This window comes from Sediminicola luteus, assembly GCF_002514735.1.
Lineage (GTDB): Bacteria > Bacteroidota > Bacteroidia > Flavobacteriales > Flavobacteriaceae > HQA918.
This window is the reverse complement of the sequence record NZ_NBWU01000001.1, coordinates 393,551-408,099: the sequence shown is the minus strand read 5'-3', so window position 1 is coordinate 408,099 and position 14,549 is coordinate 393,551. Positions and strand designations below refer to the sequence as shown.

Here is a 14,549-nt window from a genome sequence, read left to right as displayed (position 1 = left end):
CAGAATGAAACTAATTGAACTGGGCACTTCGGTGCTTAAGCGGGCATTGCCATGGCTTTTTTTCAGCTTGGTCCTGGGGGTCTATGGGCAAGAAACCATAGGGGGAAAGGTGTACGATGAAGGAACCAATGAACCCTTGCCAGGGGCTACCGTAAGTATTAAGGGGACCTATACCGGGGTATTTTCCGATATGGATGGGAGTTTCGATCTAGGGACCCAAGAAGGTTATCCTTTGACTTTGGTCTTTACCTATGTGGGCTATGCTACGCAAGAAATCGTTTTAGAGGCGCCCAACAATGCCCTATCCGTTCATATGGCCTACGGGACCAGCTTGAACGAGGTCGTGGTTACCTCCCAATTACGGGAACAACAATTACAAGAGGTGCCTATAGCGGTCAGTGTATTCGATAACTCACGGCTCGATGCCAAACCCATAATAAACAACCTCGACGGTATTCTTACCGAAATACCCGGCCTTTCCGGAGGAGATACGCCTGGAGCCTCGGTATATAGTATTCGTGGTATCAGTTCCAATATCTTCCACAACTCTATAGAGAGTAGTGTAGGTATTTTTACCGACGGTTTCTTTTCAGGTAGGCTTACCGCGGGTAATAACGAGTTTTTCGATATCCAAAGAATAGAGGTTTTAAAAGGGCCTCAAGGTACCCTGTTCGGTAGAAATACCTCGGCAGGTGCTATTGCCATTAATACGAACAGTGCCCAACCTTTCAATGATATAACCTTAAAAGGGACTATGGGCAACGAAGGACAACAGATCGCAGATTATGTATTCAACTTTGCCTTGTCCGATAAATTCTATGTGCGCTTAAGCGGAAAATACCAACAACGCGATGGTTTGGTAACTTCTATAGATGCCGAGACCGGGGCCAAGAAAGAGTTGGGAAAGGTAGATCTATTGGCCAATCGTTTGGGCTTCTTTTATGCCCCTAGCGATACCTTTACGGCAGACCTGAAGATTTCGCATACCAATTCCGATAGGGGTGGTGCACCATTTGTATCAACGGCCAATAATTATATAACCCAAGGGGTGCCGGTGCCAGCTACCGATGTTACCCAGGGCAATTTTGGGGTAGACCCTTTTACGGGGGAAATCTACACCATTGATCTTTCGCAGGTTTATCCTATCGAACAAGATAGATTTTCACGTACAACAGTAAAGGATTTCGATGGTGAGAAAGATGAATCTGAAAACACCACGGCCACCTTGACCTTGAAAAAGTACATTGGCGAACATATGGTGTTCGAGTCTCTGTCGGCTTACAACCATAACCGCTTGGATTTTGTGGTCGATTTTGACCAAAGTCCTGTCCCTTATGCCGGTTTCGAGTCAATTGACGAATTCGACACCTATAACCAGGAGTTCCGATTAAAAGGTACCAGTGATACCGTAGATTGGTTGGTGGCCCTTAACGGTTTTTACCAAGATTCGGATCAGTGGAACAATATGATTTCCGACGATGCCCAGATCGATAGGTTCTTGGCCTTAACCTCGCCTACTCGTTACGATGAGAGTTACAACATAATCGGCAGGGGCTATTTAGGTTATGATGCCACCCCGTTTAAGGAAGAAACCTTGCATCAGTCCAAGATCATGAGTGGTTCGGTCTTTTCCGATGCCACCTTCCATTTAAGTGACAAACTCGATCTTACGGCCGGTTTCCGTGTATCTTACGATAAGAAGGAATTACGCTATGTGGCCGAATTGGCCTCGGGGCGCTATCAGCAAGAAGAATCGATTTATATAGGTGATTTTGAAAACCCGAACCCTACGTTCGAAAATCCGGCCAAGCAAAAGAACATCCAGACCCTTTTCGAAGGTTTGGGGGCTGCCGACAATACGGTAGACAATTCTTGGGTGGCTTTTCAGCCCAGGGTAAACCTCTCGTATAAGTTCTCAGATAGGGTAATGTCGTATGCCGGTTACTCTAGAGGTTATAAACCCGGTGGTTTTGGTTACTACCGTTTGCCAGAGGTAAAGCCCGAGTACAACAATGCCTATGAGATGGGCCTAAAGACCGATTTCGCCAATGGCTATGGTTTCTACAACCTTTCGGTATTCTATTACGATTACAAAAACCTTCAGGTAGAGGAGCTTACGGGCAATGTTCTGGCGATTCAGAACGTGGCCGAGTCTACTTCGGCCGGTTTTGAAATGGAAGCTGCGGTCAATCTGACCGAAAATGTAACTATTGGGGGTAGCTTCTCATATATTAATGCCGAATACAAAGATTTTAAGACCACGGTTAGTGGCGAGGTTCCGGGTACTACGGTAGAATTGGATTATTCGGGCAACCAGCCCACCTTTACCCCTCGTACCTCCGTACAGTTTTACGGTGGCTTCGAAATCCCACTTAAAAACTTCGGTAACCTCTTTTTGGAGACCGATTATTCTTGGCAGAGCAGGGTATATTTTTACCAGGATAACGACCCCGATTTCAGTGCCGACCCTTACGGACTGTGGAATGCCTCCGGTGGGGTGCGCGGTTTGGCCAATGGCAAGTTAGATGTAACCTTGTTCGCCAACAATATAGCCGATACCGAATATATTTTAGGGGCAAGAAAAGGGGCGGTACCTTTTGTTTCCTTTCCTTATGTTTCCCGCGGATTGCCTTTTATGGCCGGGGTAAGTGTGAAATTGAACAATATTCTTGATTGGTAGTTAAGCTGAGGTCGGTTACTTTAGGGTTCCGGCCTCATTTTCATTGATCTTAAAACATTAAAAATAAACTGATGAAAACACTGAATTTAATTGCGATACTGGGCGGCTTTGCAAGTTTGATATTGCCCTATACCCATCCCGAGATTGGGAATTGGATGTCTATCGGATGGGGATTGTTGTTCCTCTCTTGGATCGCCGATGGTTTCCGTACAGACGAGATGCTTTTTTTGATCAACGCCCATAGGGAAGAAAACCCCTTGGCTTTTTGGTTAACCGCCTTGTTGTGGTTCTGCTTTAGTATCATGTTCATCTTAAAGCCATTTTTTCCGGCTTACTTCTAAAAAGCAGCTTTGGCCTTGGAAATAAGTTGGTTATATACTTCTTTTTTTGACCTATGTCAAGACGATTGGTCTAAAGGGGAAGTATTTTTAGAGGAGAAAAAAAATTAGGATAGCATGGAACAAGATACCAGATTAATGCCTGTTTTGCCCATTGAGGCATACACTTCCGAAGCCTGGTTCGAAAAGGAAAAAGAGATGGTTTTCGGTAGGGTGTGGAACTTTGCCGGATTCGTGGAAGATCTTGCCAATCCGGGCGATTATGTTACCGTTCAAGTGGGTAACGATAATATTATGGTGGTCAAAGGACGCGATAACCGCCTGCGGGCCTTTCACAATATATGCCGCCACCGGGGTACCCAACTGTTACGCGCCGTGGGAAAACAACAAACGGCCATTACTTGTCCGTATCATAACTGGGTGTATAACCTGACCGGAGAATTGGTTAGCGTGCCCGATGAAAAGACCCAATTCCCGAACCTCGACAAAAAGAAATTCTGCCTGCATAAGGCTTCCGTCGATATTTTCCGGGGTATGGTATTTGTGCATAAAGATGAAAATCCGGAACAATCCCTGTCCGATTATTTCGAAGGGGTGATGCCTTATTTGAGTCCGGTACATAAACCATTACAATTGGTTGAGGCCAAAGATTTTATCATAGATGAAGAAGTAGCCTGTAACTGGAAGATCTTGGTAGAGAACTTTATGGATGTATACCATCTTAAGCAATTGCACAGCAAAACCCTGTTTATGTTCGATCACGACAATGCCGAGTTTTGTTATGTAGGCCCACACTACATGTTCAAAGAGCCGGTAGTAGAGACTGATTTTAATAAACGCTTGGCGTATCAGCCCTTATTGCCCATAAAAAATGCAAAAAAAGAGGCCTATGTCCCCATGTTGTTCCCCAACTGTGGCTTGGCCGAGGGCTTTAATAGCTGGTCTGTCTTCCATGTGATTCCATTGGCGCCCGATCGTTCCCGTTTGGTGGTGCGCTCCAAGGTAGAGCCTCAAGGGCTTGTGGATCAGATCAAACTATTGCCCCGTTATGTCAACGCCTATTTTGCGGGGCAAAAAATGAAAAAATTGGCCAAAAACCCCGATCCCATGGAAACCTACGATTTTGTGGCCGAGGATAACTATGCCTGTGAACAGCAGCAAAAGGCTATAAAATCTGCCAAGTTTTCGGTCGGAATTTCGGCCAAACATACCGAGGCCCAAGTGCGTAACTACCAACAGATCGTAAAAGACTATATGGAGGGTTACCCAGAAAAACATCAAGGATTGAACACCCTAGAGCACATATGATCCTATAGCTAAAAATCAATACAGTAGCCACGCCCAACAGCGGGCTTCGTCCTAGGGGCTTAAGAGGCGGGCTACCCATAATATTTATCGAATAGTAAGAGAGACAATGGCTGAAAAGTATATTGAATTAGACGACCTACGCTTTATTTTAGAGGAAGTGTTGGACCTAAGTCCCGTAATCGGGCACGAAAAATATCAGGAATACGACTTGGAGAATATCCAGATGATGTTGGATTCCTTTAAAGAATTCTCCGACCGTGAACTGTTTCCGTATAGCACGGAAATGGATACCAAACCGGTGTATTTTAAAGAGGGTCAGATTTATGTGCATCCGCATATAGAGAAGGTAAATGCCGGCTTGGCCGAAATGGGTTGGTTCGGCGCCATGTTCGATTACGAGAACCATGGCATTCAAATGCCCATGACCGTGTATCGCGCCATAGATTTGATCATGAACGCGGCCAACAACAGTGCTCCGGGCTATGCCTTGTTAACGGCAGGGGCCGCCAAATTGATCATCACCTTCGGTAGCCAGGAACTACAAGATACCTATGTAGAAAAAATGGCCAATGGCGAATGGATGGGCTCTATGTGCCTTACCGAGCCGCAAGCGGGTAGTTCTTTATCCGATATCAAGACCTCGGCCTCCGACAATGGCGATGGTACCTACAATATAGAAGGCCAGAAGATTTTTATCTCGGGGGGCGATATGCAGTTTACCGATAACGTGATCCACCTAACCTTGGCCCGTATCGAAGGGGCACCGGCAGGTACCAAGGGTATTTCCCTTTTTGTGGTACCCAAAAACAGATTGACCGCCGATGGTGGTTTGGAGTACAACGATGTACAATCTATTGCCGAGTTCGAAAAGGTAGGCCAACAAGGTTTTGCCACAGTACACCTAGGTTTTGGCGGTAAAAACGACTGTAAGGGTTGGTTGGTCGGCGAACCCGGCCGCGGACTTCAATATATGTTTCAGATGATGAACGGGGCACGTATCGGTACGGGGGTAATGGGCGCTGGAATCGCTTCGGCGGCTTACCAGGCCTCTTTACAATATGCCAACGAGCGTAACCAGGGCCGTAAATTGAACAAGTCTGGGGTAAAAGACGCCACCACCGAGCAGATTTCCATAATGAACCATGCCGATGTACGTCGAATGCTACTGTTGCAGCGTGCCGTAACTGAAGGTTCTTTCGCCCTGATTTTGGAGTGTTCCCGTTATTTTGACCTAGAACATTTGGCCGAAGGGGAAGCCAAGCACGATTACGAATTGATCATGGAGCTGCTTACCCCGATCGTAAAGACCTATCCGGCCGAACAAGGGCAGACTTCGGTATCCAATGGCCTACAGGTATTGGGTGGCTATGGCTTTACTATGGATTTTCCGTTACAACAATACTATCGCGATATCAGGATCATGTCTTTGTACGAAGGTACCACGGGCATTCAGTCGCAAGACCTGTTAGGGCGTAAGATGACCATGAACAAGGGTAGGGCCCTAAAATTGTTCGGGAAAGAAGTGTATGCCGTCATCAATGAGGCCCAAGGATACGAAGATTTAAAAGGCCATGCCAATGATTTAGACGAGGCTTTTAAAACATTGGAAGCTACTTTGGCCCATTTGTTTCCCAATGCCGCTGCTGGCGATTTTGAGACCTTCTTGGCCGATGCCAATGTTATGATGGAGCTCTTTAGCACCTTGGTCATCGGTTGGCAATGGCTAAAAATGGGGGTTGCCGCCAAAAAGGCCCTGAATGCCGGCGCCACAAAACGACCCAAGGCTTTTTACGAGGGCAAGTTGCTAACGCTGCGCTATTTCTACAAATTCGAAATGCCTCGTATAGCCTCATGTGCCGTAACCCTGACCAATACCGATATGCTTACCATTAAAGGGGAAGGCGAAGAACTGATTTTGTAAACTATGGCCCGTACGCACTATCAAAAGCTCGAAAGTCTGTATCTAAATATCCCCTTGGGCGATTTTTACGATACCACGGAGATACAAGTGAGTAAGGCTGCCGCCGAAATTCGGTTGGCCGTGGCCCCAAAATACCATATGGGGCTGGGTTTTACACACGGATCGGTCTATTTCCGACTCTTGGACGACGCCTGCTTTTATGCCTGTATGTCGGTAGAGGAAGAAGTGCATTTACTGACCAGTCGTTTCCAAATCGAGTTTTTGAAACCCGTAACCAGTGGCACTTTGATCGCCAAGGGTCGCTTGCGCGAGGTTTTGGGAAAAGGCTATGTGGCCGATGCCATGTTGTACGATGAAAACGATAATCAGATAGCCTATGGCTCCGGACATTTTGCGAAAAGCCGGATACCATTGGCCGAAATTGAAAACTATAAATAGAGTGGGCCAAAACGCCCAAACCATAAGAAAACAAAGATGACACGGATAAAAAATGTTACCGTACTGGGTTCTGGCACCATGGGTATGGGCATCGCCGCCCAATATGCCAATGTCGGCTGCGAGGTTTTGTTGCTAGACATCGTTCCGCCAAAATTGGAAGGGGCGGCCCGGGCCAAAAGATCGAACCGTAATGCCTTTGCGGCAGCGGCACTAAAGGCGGCGGGCAAGTCGCGTATGAAACCTTTTTATACCAAGGATTTTGCCAAACGCGTACAAATAGGCAATATAGAAGACGATTTGGCCAAAATTGCCGCAAGTGATTTGATCGTTGAGGTGGTCGTAGAAAACCTCGACATTAAAAAAGCCTTGTTCGAAAAGGTAGATGCCCATAGAAAAGCGGGATCTATCGTGGCATCCAATACCTCAAGTATTCCCATTGCCCTTATGACCGAAGGGCGTTCGGCCGATTTTAAAGCCCATTTCTTGGGGATGCATTTCTTTAACCCGGTTCGTCAAATGGAACTTTTGGAGATTATTCCAGGGGTAGCTACCAAACCCGAATTGGTATCGGACCTTATGGCGTATGGAAGAAAGGTGTTGGGCAAGACCACGGTTTTATGTAAAGATACCCCCGCTTTTATAGCCAATCGATTTAGTGTGGCTTCGGGTATTATCATTGAAAAATTGGTACAGGAGTTGGATCTGAACATTGCCGAGACCGATGCCATTTTAGGAAAACCTATCGGCCGACCCAAAACAGGCTTCTTTAGGCTTCAAGACCTTATCGGTATCGATGTAAACGAAAAGGTCATGGATTTTATGGTGGCTTCCTGTCCCGATGATGAACTCCTTCAGGAATTTAGCCAAAGACCACGGCAGGACTATATCAAATGGCTGTTGGAAAATGGGGCCTTAGGCGACAAGACCCGAAAGGGCTATTACCAAAAGACCAAAGATGACCAAGGTAAAAAGCAAATTCTAGCCTTGGATTTAAAAACCAATTCCTATGGATCAATGCCCGAAGTTGTCATTCCAAGTTTGTGGGCCCATGGTAATCTAAAAGAACGTCTTGCACAGCTTTTGGTATCAGGTGACAAGGCTGGGGAATTCGTACGTCGCTATTTTGGTATGTTCTTCGCCTATATTTCCAATAGGGTTCCCGAGGTGTCGGACAATATCTATAGCATTGACAATGCCATGAAGGCCGGTTACGCCTGGGAAGTAGGTCCATTTGAATATTGGGATCTTATCGGTACGCAAAAAGGATTGGAATTGGCCCAAGCCGAAGGCGCCACCGTGGCCGATTGGGCCGTAGGTCTTATAGAACGCGGACAAGGTTTTTACAGTCCAGATGGGGAACAGTATTTCGATATGTTGTCCGGTGGTTATAAAGCGGTACCCGACCGTGCCGAATTCGCCAATTTGGGTAGCACTGAAGCCAAAGCTGTTTTTGAGAACGACGGGGTACGCCTTCACGATATGCAAGATGGGGTACTTTGTTTAGAGTTCATTTCCAAGGCCAATGCCATTTCGTTGGAAGTAACCCAAGGAATTTTGGAGTCCATCCGCATTGCGGAAACCGAGGGCTGGAAAGGCATTGTACTTGGTAACAACACCAAATCGTTTTCGGTTGGGGCCAATTTGGTAGGTGTGGCCGAGAGTATCGAAAAGAAAGATTTTAAGGCCATAGAAACGGCTTGTGGTACTTTTCAGCAAATGACTTCGGCCTTGCGTTTGGCCCAGGTGCCCGTGGTGAGTGCCGTAAAGGGGCATGCCTTGGGTGGTGGTGCCGAGATCGCCATGCATTCCGATGCCATTGTGGCCGCTTATGAATCGTATATGGGACTACCCGAGGCCAGTGTAGGTTTGTTACCCGGCGGGGGTGGTACCAAGGAAATGGCATTAAAGCTTTCCGATGGCTTCTATTTTGAAGATGTGATGATGCCCAAATTGATTGCGAAGTTCAATCAATTGGCCATGTCAAAAATCTCCAACTCGGCCTTTGAGGCCCGCGATATGGATTATCTAGTAGCCCATAAAGACACCATCGTAGCTCGCCCCGATGCTACCTTGGCCAGGGCCAAACAACAAGTACTGGCCTTGGCACCGGGTTATGAAGCACCAAGCCTACGCGAAAGGATTACGGTATTGGGTCAGGGCGGATTGGCAGCCATTTATGTGTTCATTAACTCATATGTACACGGCGGTTACTTCTCGGAGCATGATGCCTTGATCGCCAAGAAAATCGCGTGGATCTTATGTGGGGGCGACCTTTCGGGTACCCAAGAGGTTTCCGAGACCTATCTGTTGGAATTGGAAATGGAGGCTTTTGCCAGTCTGGCGGCTGAACCCAAGACTTTTGAACGAATCAAGCATATGTTAAAGACCGGCAAACCCCTAAGAAATTAAGCAACGAAACCATAGAAAAAAATGGAAGCCTATATAGTTAAAGCATACCGGACGGCCGTTGGAAAATCGCATCGAGGCGGATTCCGATTCCACCGTTCCGACGAATTAGGGGCCAAGGTAGTGGCCCATATGATGGCCGAGGTGCCACAGATTACCCCAGAAATGGTAGACGATGTTATCGTAGGTTGTTCGGTTCCCGAGGCCGAACAGGCCTTTCAAATCGGAAGGCAGGTGGCCTTGATGTCCATGGGTATCAAAGTGCCTGGCGTTACCGTAAACCGATTCTGTGCCTCTGGTTTAGAGGCCATAGATATCGCCACCGCTAAAATACGGGCCGGTCGCGGGCATTGTTATATCGCCGGTGGGGCCGAAAGTATGAGTATGTTGCCCATGTTGGGTAATAAATACGCCCCGAGTTATAAGGTAGCTTCGAATACCCCCGATTATTATATCGGTATGGGGAATACGGCCGAAGCCGTGGCAGAAAAATACAACATCAGCCGGGAAGATATGGATGTGTTCGCCACCCGTTCGCACCAATTGGCCGCTAAGGCCATAGCCGATGGTAAGTTTAAAGACGAAATCGTTCCCATTTCCGTCTCCGAGACCCATTTCAGTAACGGGAAGCGCATGACCAAAGAGTTTGTAGTAGATACCGACGAAGGCGTACGCGCCGGCACCAATCCGGAAGTACTCGCTAAACTTCGCCCCGTATTTAAGGCTGGAGGTTCTGTAACTGCCGGAAACTCGAGCCAGACTTCCGATGGGGCTTCCTTCTTGTTAGTGGTAAGCGAAACCTTGGTAAAAGAACTGAATTTAGAACCCATCGCGCGTATGGTAAGCTGTGCCGTAGCGGGCTTAGATCCCTTGTATATGGGGGTAGGGCCCATCGAGGCCATTCCGAAGGCTTTAAAGCAGGCCGGGCTACAACTCAACGATATCGATTTGGTAGAACTGAACGAAGCCTTTGCTTCCCAAGCTTTGGCCGTAATCCGTGAGGTAGGTATAGATCCCGATATCGTGAATGTAAACGGTGGGGCGATTGCTTTGGGTCATCCGCTAGGCTGTACCGGAGCCAAACTTTCTACGCAACTATTCCATGAAATGAGGCGAAGGGGCAACAAATACGGCATGGTAACCGCTTGTGTAGGTGGTGGCCAGGGTATTGCCGGAATTTATGAACTATTGAATTAGCAATGTGGTAATCCAGTGAATAAACTGAGAATAACCAAAAAGAACATAGGATGAGATTTAAAATTTTAGCCATTCCGTTTATGCGGCAGTATGGGGAAAACGTAGCCTTGGCTGGGCGCGACCCCCAACGTTTCCAGATTATGATGGAAAAGCTTAAGGACCAAATGGTCTATGCCGAAAAATTAGGGTACGAAGGCTTCTGTTTAACCGAGCACCATATGCAGTGCGAGGGTATTGAGGCCACGACCAACCCTTTGATGTGGAACCTGTACATTGCCCAACACACCAAGAACTTTTTGGTAGGGCAATTGGGTATGAACCTTACGGCCAAGAGCCCAATTGAGGTGGCCGAAGACATTGCCATGCTCGATCATATGACCGGAGGCCGTGCCTTTGCTGGGTTCTCGCGCGGGAATACCGCACGTTGGACGGCCACTTTGGGCCAACATCTCGATATTACCTCGGCCGAGTCGGACGGTTCCGAGGCCGATCAACGCAACCGTAGGGCCTTGTACGAAAACTGGGCCTTGGTAAAAAAACTGTGGACCGAAGACCTCACCAGCCACGATGGGGAGTTCTGGAAATTCCCGGCCAATGTACCTTGGGAGTTTAACCCAACCAAAGACTGGAGTCCGGCCGATACGGTCGATTCCCGCGGTATTTTAGCCAAAGGGGCCATTACGCCAAGACCTTTACAACAACCTTATCCGAAGGTATACGCCCCCTTTTCATACTCAATGCAAACCGCTCGTTTTTGGGCAGGCGAAGGGGCGAAAATGGTATCGTTCGTAACGGCAGATAAAGAAGAGTTTATGCCGGTTATTTTAGATAACTGTCTAGAAGCGGCCCAAGAAAAAGGGTTGAATGCCACCAATAACGATATTTTGGCCTTAGGGGCCCACTTGCTTACCGGTAAAACGGAGGCTTCGCGTAAACGCTATAAAGATATGTTTACCGAAACCTTCAACTACGCCTATAATGCACCGCCTTATCACGTACCCATGGGACGTGTTTGGAATGGGGGACAACAAGAAACCTTGGACCAAGTCATGCATTTGGCCGAAAAGTATCAGATTGATGAATTTTTCGTTTGGCACCACTGTAATTTCTTTGGCGATGACCTAGAAATGGAGGCTTTGGAAGAATTTGCCGAAGGGGTGATCAAAAAAGTGAACGGGTAATGTGCATTACCCAAGAACAGTTTAAAGAAGGCATGCAGCAACTTGCGGCGGCCGTTACCATAATCGCCACGGCCCATAACGGCCAGCGGTCTGGTTTAACGGCCACTGCGGTTTGTTCAGTATCCGATAGTCCGCCGACCCTGCTGGTCTGTGTAAATAAAAACGCCTTTGCCCATGATCAGATTTTGGCGGCCAAACGGTTTTCGGTAAATGTATTGTCCAAAAGGCAAGTAGAGGTGTCCAATGCTTTTGCAGGTCGTTACGAAGACCCTTCGGAAAAATTCAAAACCGGCGACTGGCAAGATAATGCCCAGGGTATTCCGGTTCTGCAAGGGGCTTTGGTACAATGGAGTTGTGCCCTGACCCAAGTTGTGGAACAAGGTTCGCATTCGGTGTTTTTTGGGCAGGTAGAAGCCGTTGCCATGGCCGACGATGCCCCTTTGCTCTACGGACAAAAATCATATAAGACCTTAAGCGCGCTATAATTTGGGAAAAGCAATCGTACATATGACGGCTAGGGAACTTTTGGAGAGCTATGCTTCCAAACGCCTATCACCTGTTGAGGTGGTCAAGGCCATGTTCGAACGTATCGATGCGGTAAACCCAACCATAAATGCCATTTACCATCTCGATTACGACAGGGCCATGGCGCAGGCTTCGGCCTCTGAAAAACGCTGGTTGGCCGGTGCCCCGGTCGGCTTGCTCGATGGTATACCCACCACGGTCAAAGACGCCCTACCTTGTAAAGATATGCCCATGTACCGCGGCTCTGCGGCGAATAAGGCCGAATGGGCCACCACCGATCATTCGACCGTAGCCCGGATCAAGGCGCATAATGCGGTGATCATGGGTAAGAATACCATGTGCGATTACGGCATTTTGGGTGGTGGGGTAAGTTCTAGGCATGGGGTTACCCGAAACCCTTGGCAAACCGATTACAATACGGGGGCTTCCTCTTCGGGCTCCGGGGCAACCGTGGCTGCCGGAATGGGCCCTTTTGCCATAGGTACCGATATTGTGGGATCCATTCGATTACCGGCCTCTTTTTGTGGCTTGGTCGGACATAAACCAACCCAGGGACGCGTGCCCTACTATTTTCCGAACAGTCCGGCTTTGGCTGCGGGACCCATGGCCCGAAACGTAAGCGATGCCGCTTTGTTGATGAGGGTGTTAAGTGAGCCCGATCCACGCGATTTTACGGCTTTACCCTACGATAATGTCGATTATCTGGAGGCATTGGATGGCTTGGATATCAAACGGAAAAAAGCATTGTATATTCCTTCTTTAGGACTAGGGCCGGCCGTGGATACGGAAGTGGCTTCGGCCATGGATAATGCGGTAAAATCCTTGAGGGATGCCGGGTTGGAAATAGCGGTTTTGGAAAAGGAACCCTTTGCGACCGAAGATTATAAGGTAGCGGAAGCGTTTTACAAGATCCGTTGCTTGACCGAGTTCGATACCCTTCCGGAGTCCGATAAGGTCAAATCACCCTTGATAAATAACTGGACCTCCACAGGGAAGGATATGACGGCGGTTGCCCTATACCAAGCATATAACGCCTTGCAAAGACTTCGGGAAAGAACGGCCCAACTTATTGCGGGCTACGATTTTTTGTTGTTACCTACGGTAGCATCCCTGCCTTTTAAGGCAGAGTTGGCCGCTGCCGACGAATCGGAATTGTTCCACCCCTGGTTGTATACGTTTTTATTCAACCTGAGTCAGCAACCGGCGGCGTCGGTTCCCTGCGGATTTAGTAGCCATGGCCTGCCTATTGGGATGCAGATCGTGGGGCCAAGGTATAACGATCTAGAGGTATTACAACTTGTTAAGACTTTTGAAAATTGTAGGGGGTTCGACCTAGAATTCCCATAAAAACCATAAGCGATGGGAGCCATAAGTAGAAAGAAGATCATAAGTAGTTTCATGGAAGCCTGGAACGCCCATGATATAGATGGGATTATGAAATATATGGATGAGGATAGCGCCTTTATGGAAGCTGCCGGAATGGAAGTGGGCGGCAAGGTGCATGTAGGTAAAGCGAAGGTACGTCAGGGATTTTCTGCGGTACTCGAACGCTTCCCCGATGCCCAATGGCAACTGGGCGAGATTTTGGTACAAGGGCCCCGGGCCTATGTCGAATGGATGTTTACCGCCTCGGTATCGAACAATAGACGTATTCAGGTAAACGGGATCGATATCCTCCATTTTAGGGGAGCCAAGATCAAATTAAAAGATTCATACATTAAAAATCGCCCACCTGTGGCGGCCTAAGAACTATGGAAAAAGGAATGCTCACCTATAAAGGAGCCGTGGGTATGGGCGAAAGCGATTCCAATGCCCATATGAACGTGATGTGGTATGTAAATAAATACGAGTTGGCGGCCTTGTCGTTTTTCGATGCTATAGGCTATGACCGTAAGTATGCCGATAAGCGTAATCTGGGTATCGTGGTATTGGAACAGCGCTTTCGGTATCAAAAGGAAGTGTTCGAGAACGACGCTTTGGAAATCTATTCCCATACAGAAACCCTTGCTACCAAGACCACCACTATTGCCCACCGCATGTTCAATACGAAAAAAGAACTATTGGGTTCGGCGGAAATCACCTACGCCTTGCTGGATAAAGGTGCGCGTAAGGCCATTCCGCTTCCGGCCGAGATCAAGAAAAAATTAGAACAGTTTAAAATGGATTAGCATCATGGAAAACCAAGAAAAAATAGCCTTACTCAAAACCTTTGCCGAAGCCTTTAATAAACACGATATTGAAACTTTAATGGCTTGTATGACACCCGATTGTATTTATGAAGGTTCAGCGGGTACCCATGCCCATGGTACGCGTTTTTCCGGGGCTAAGGAGGTGCGCCAAAGCTTTTTGGATATTTTCAAAGCGTTTCCTGATGCCCAATGGAACGATGACACCCACTTTGTTTCCGGCGACAGGGGCTGCTCTATGTGGTACTTTACGGGTACCTATGCCAATGGGAAACAAGTAGAGGTGAATGGTTGTGACCTTTTTACCTTCCGCGATGGTAAGATTCATATCAAGGATTCTTACCGGAAAAACCGAACCAAATAATACCA

13 protein-coding genes are annotated in these 14,549 nt (G+C 47.7%); all 13 read left to right on the top strand.

Annotated elements, in window-relative coordinates; translation table 11 throughout:
• The first annotated feature begins 4 nt into the window (after window positions 1–4).
• The 13 genes from B7P33_RS08545 to B7P33_RS08485 all read left to right on the top strand — a co-directional run bounded on the left by B7P33_RS08545 (window position 5) and on the right by B7P33_RS08485 (window position 14,544).
• Window positions 5–2,680, top strand: a complete 2,676-nt coding sequence (locus B7P33_RS08545; RefSeq protein ID WP_097441559.1) for a TonB-dependent receptor — start codon at window positions 5–7, stop codon at window positions 2,678–2,680.
• A 71-nt stretch (window positions 2,681–2,751) separates the two neighbouring features.
• Window positions 2,752–3,021 (top strand): hypothetical protein, encoded by a 270-nt coding sequence (locus tag B7P33_RS08540; protein WP_097441558.1) that lies wholly within the window; start codon window positions 2,752–2,754, stop codon window positions 3,019–3,021.
• 114 nt (window positions 3,022–3,135) lie between these two features.
• Entirely contained in the window at window positions 3,136–4,326 is a 1,191-nt protein-coding gene (locus B7P33_RS08535) for an aromatic ring-hydroxylating oxygenase subunit alpha (protein WP_097441557.1), read from the top strand.
• 106 nt (window positions 4,327–4,432) lie between these two features.
• Window positions 4,433–6,247 (top strand): acyl-CoA dehydrogenase, encoded by a 1,815-nt coding sequence (locus B7P33_RS08530; protein ID WP_097441556.1) that lies wholly within the window; start codon window positions 4,433–4,435, stop codon window positions 6,245–6,247.
• Window positions 6,248–6,250: 3 nt separating this feature from the next.
• Window positions 6,251–6,685: a PaaI family thioesterase gene (locus B7P33_RS08525; RefSeq protein ID WP_097441555.1), complete on the top strand. Its 435-nt coding sequence runs from the start codon at window positions 6,251–6,253 to the stop codon at window positions 6,683–6,685.
• A gap of 36 nt (window positions 6,686–6,721) precedes the next feature.
• Complete coding sequence (locus tag B7P33_RS08520) at window positions 6,722–9,094, top strand: 3-hydroxyacyl-CoA dehydrogenase/enoyl-CoA hydratase family protein (protein ID WP_097441554.1); 2,373 nt, start codon at window positions 6,722–6,724, stop codon at window positions 9,092–9,094.
• A 21-nt stretch (window positions 9,095–9,115) separates the two neighbouring features.
• The gene (locus tag B7P33_RS08515) at window positions 9,116–10,288 is read left to right on the top strand and encodes a thiolase family protein (RefSeq protein WP_097441553.1); all 1,173 of its coding nucleotides are present in this window, start codon (window positions 9,116–9,118) and stop codon (window positions 10,286–10,288) included.
• A 50-nt stretch (window positions 10,289–10,338) separates the two neighbouring features.
• Entirely contained in the window at window positions 10,339–11,469 is a 1,131-nt protein-coding gene (locus B7P33_RS08510; RefSeq protein ID WP_097441552.1) for an LLM class flavin-dependent oxidoreductase, read from the top strand.
• The gene (locus B7P33_RS08505) at window positions 11,469–11,954 is read left to right on the top strand and encodes a flavin reductase family protein (protein WP_097441551.1); all 486 of its coding nucleotides are present in this window, start codon (window positions 11,469–11,471) and stop codon (window positions 11,952–11,954) included. The genes B7P33_RS08510 and B7P33_RS08505 overlap by 1 nt, the downstream gene beginning before the upstream one ends.
• Window position 11,955: 1 nt before the next feature.
• Entirely contained in the window at window positions 11,956–13,341 is a 1,386-nt protein-coding gene (locus tag B7P33_RS08500) for an amidase (RefSeq protein ID WP_141402416.1), read from the top strand.
• Window positions 13,342–13,353: 12 nt separating this feature from the next.
• Window positions 13,354–13,740 (top strand): nuclear transport factor 2 family protein, encoded by a 387-nt coding sequence (locus B7P33_RS08495; RefSeq protein ID WP_097441549.1) that lies wholly within the window; start codon window positions 13,354–13,356, stop codon window positions 13,738–13,740.
• 5 nt (window positions 13,741–13,745) lie between these two features.
• Window positions 13,746–14,162, top strand: a complete 417-nt coding sequence (locus tag B7P33_RS08490) for an acyl-CoA thioesterase (RefSeq protein WP_097441548.1) — start codon at window positions 13,746–13,748, stop codon at window positions 14,160–14,162.
• A 4-nt stretch (window positions 14,163–14,166) separates the two neighbouring features.
• Entirely contained in the window at window positions 14,167–14,544 is a 378-nt protein-coding gene (locus B7P33_RS08485) for a nuclear transport factor 2 family protein (RefSeq protein WP_097441547.1), read from the top strand.
• The last annotated feature ends 5 nt before the right edge of the window (window positions 14,545–14,549 follow it).

What these genes read in the sequence shown, in the direction of transcription:
- B7P33_RS08485 (WP_097441547.1), top strand. Translation starts at nt 14,167, where the DNA reads ATGGAAAACCAAGAAAAAATAGCCTTACTCAAAACCTTTGCCGAAGCC.
- B7P33_RS08530 (WP_097441556.1), top strand. Translation starts at nt 4,433, where the DNA reads ATGGCTGAAAAGTATATTGAATTAGACGACCTACGCTTTATTTTAGAG.
- B7P33_RS08535 (WP_097441557.1), top strand. Translation starts at nt 3,136, where the DNA reads ATGGAACAAGATACCAGATTAATGCCTGTTTTGCCCATTGAGGCATAC.
- B7P33_RS08505 (WP_097441551.1), top strand. Translation starts at nt 11,469, where the DNA reads ATGTGCATTACCCAAGAACAGTTTAAAGAAGGCATGCAGCAACTTGCG.
- B7P33_RS08520 (WP_097441554.1), top strand. Translation starts at nt 6,722, where the DNA reads ATGACACGGATAAAAAATGTTACCGTACTGGGTTCTGGCACCATGGGT.
- B7P33_RS08495 (WP_097441549.1), top strand. Translation starts at nt 13,354, where the DNA reads ATGGGAGCCATAAGTAGAAAGAAGATCATAAGTAGTTTCATGGAAGCC.
- B7P33_RS08540 (WP_097441558.1), top strand. Translation starts at nt 2,752, where the DNA reads ATGAAAACACTGAATTTAATTGCGATACTGGGCGGCTTTGCAAGTTTG.
- B7P33_RS08525 (WP_097441555.1), top strand. Translation starts at nt 6,251, where the DNA reads ATGGCCCGTACGCACTATCAAAAGCTCGAAAGTCTGTATCTAAATATC.
- B7P33_RS08545 (WP_097441559.1), top strand. Translation starts at nt 5, where the DNA reads ATGAAACTAATTGAACTGGGCACTTCGGTGCTTAAGCGGGCATTGCCA.
- B7P33_RS08515 (WP_097441553.1), top strand. Translation starts at nt 9,116, where the DNA reads ATGGAAGCCTATATAGTTAAAGCATACCGGACGGCCGTTGGAAAATCG.
- B7P33_RS08490 (WP_097441548.1), top strand. Translation starts at nt 13,746, where the DNA reads ATGGAAAAAGGAATGCTCACCTATAAAGGAGCCGTGGGTATGGGCGAA.
- B7P33_RS08510 (WP_097441552.1), top strand. Translation starts at nt 10,339, where the DNA reads ATGAGATTTAAAATTTTAGCCATTCCGTTTATGCGGCAGTATGGGGAA.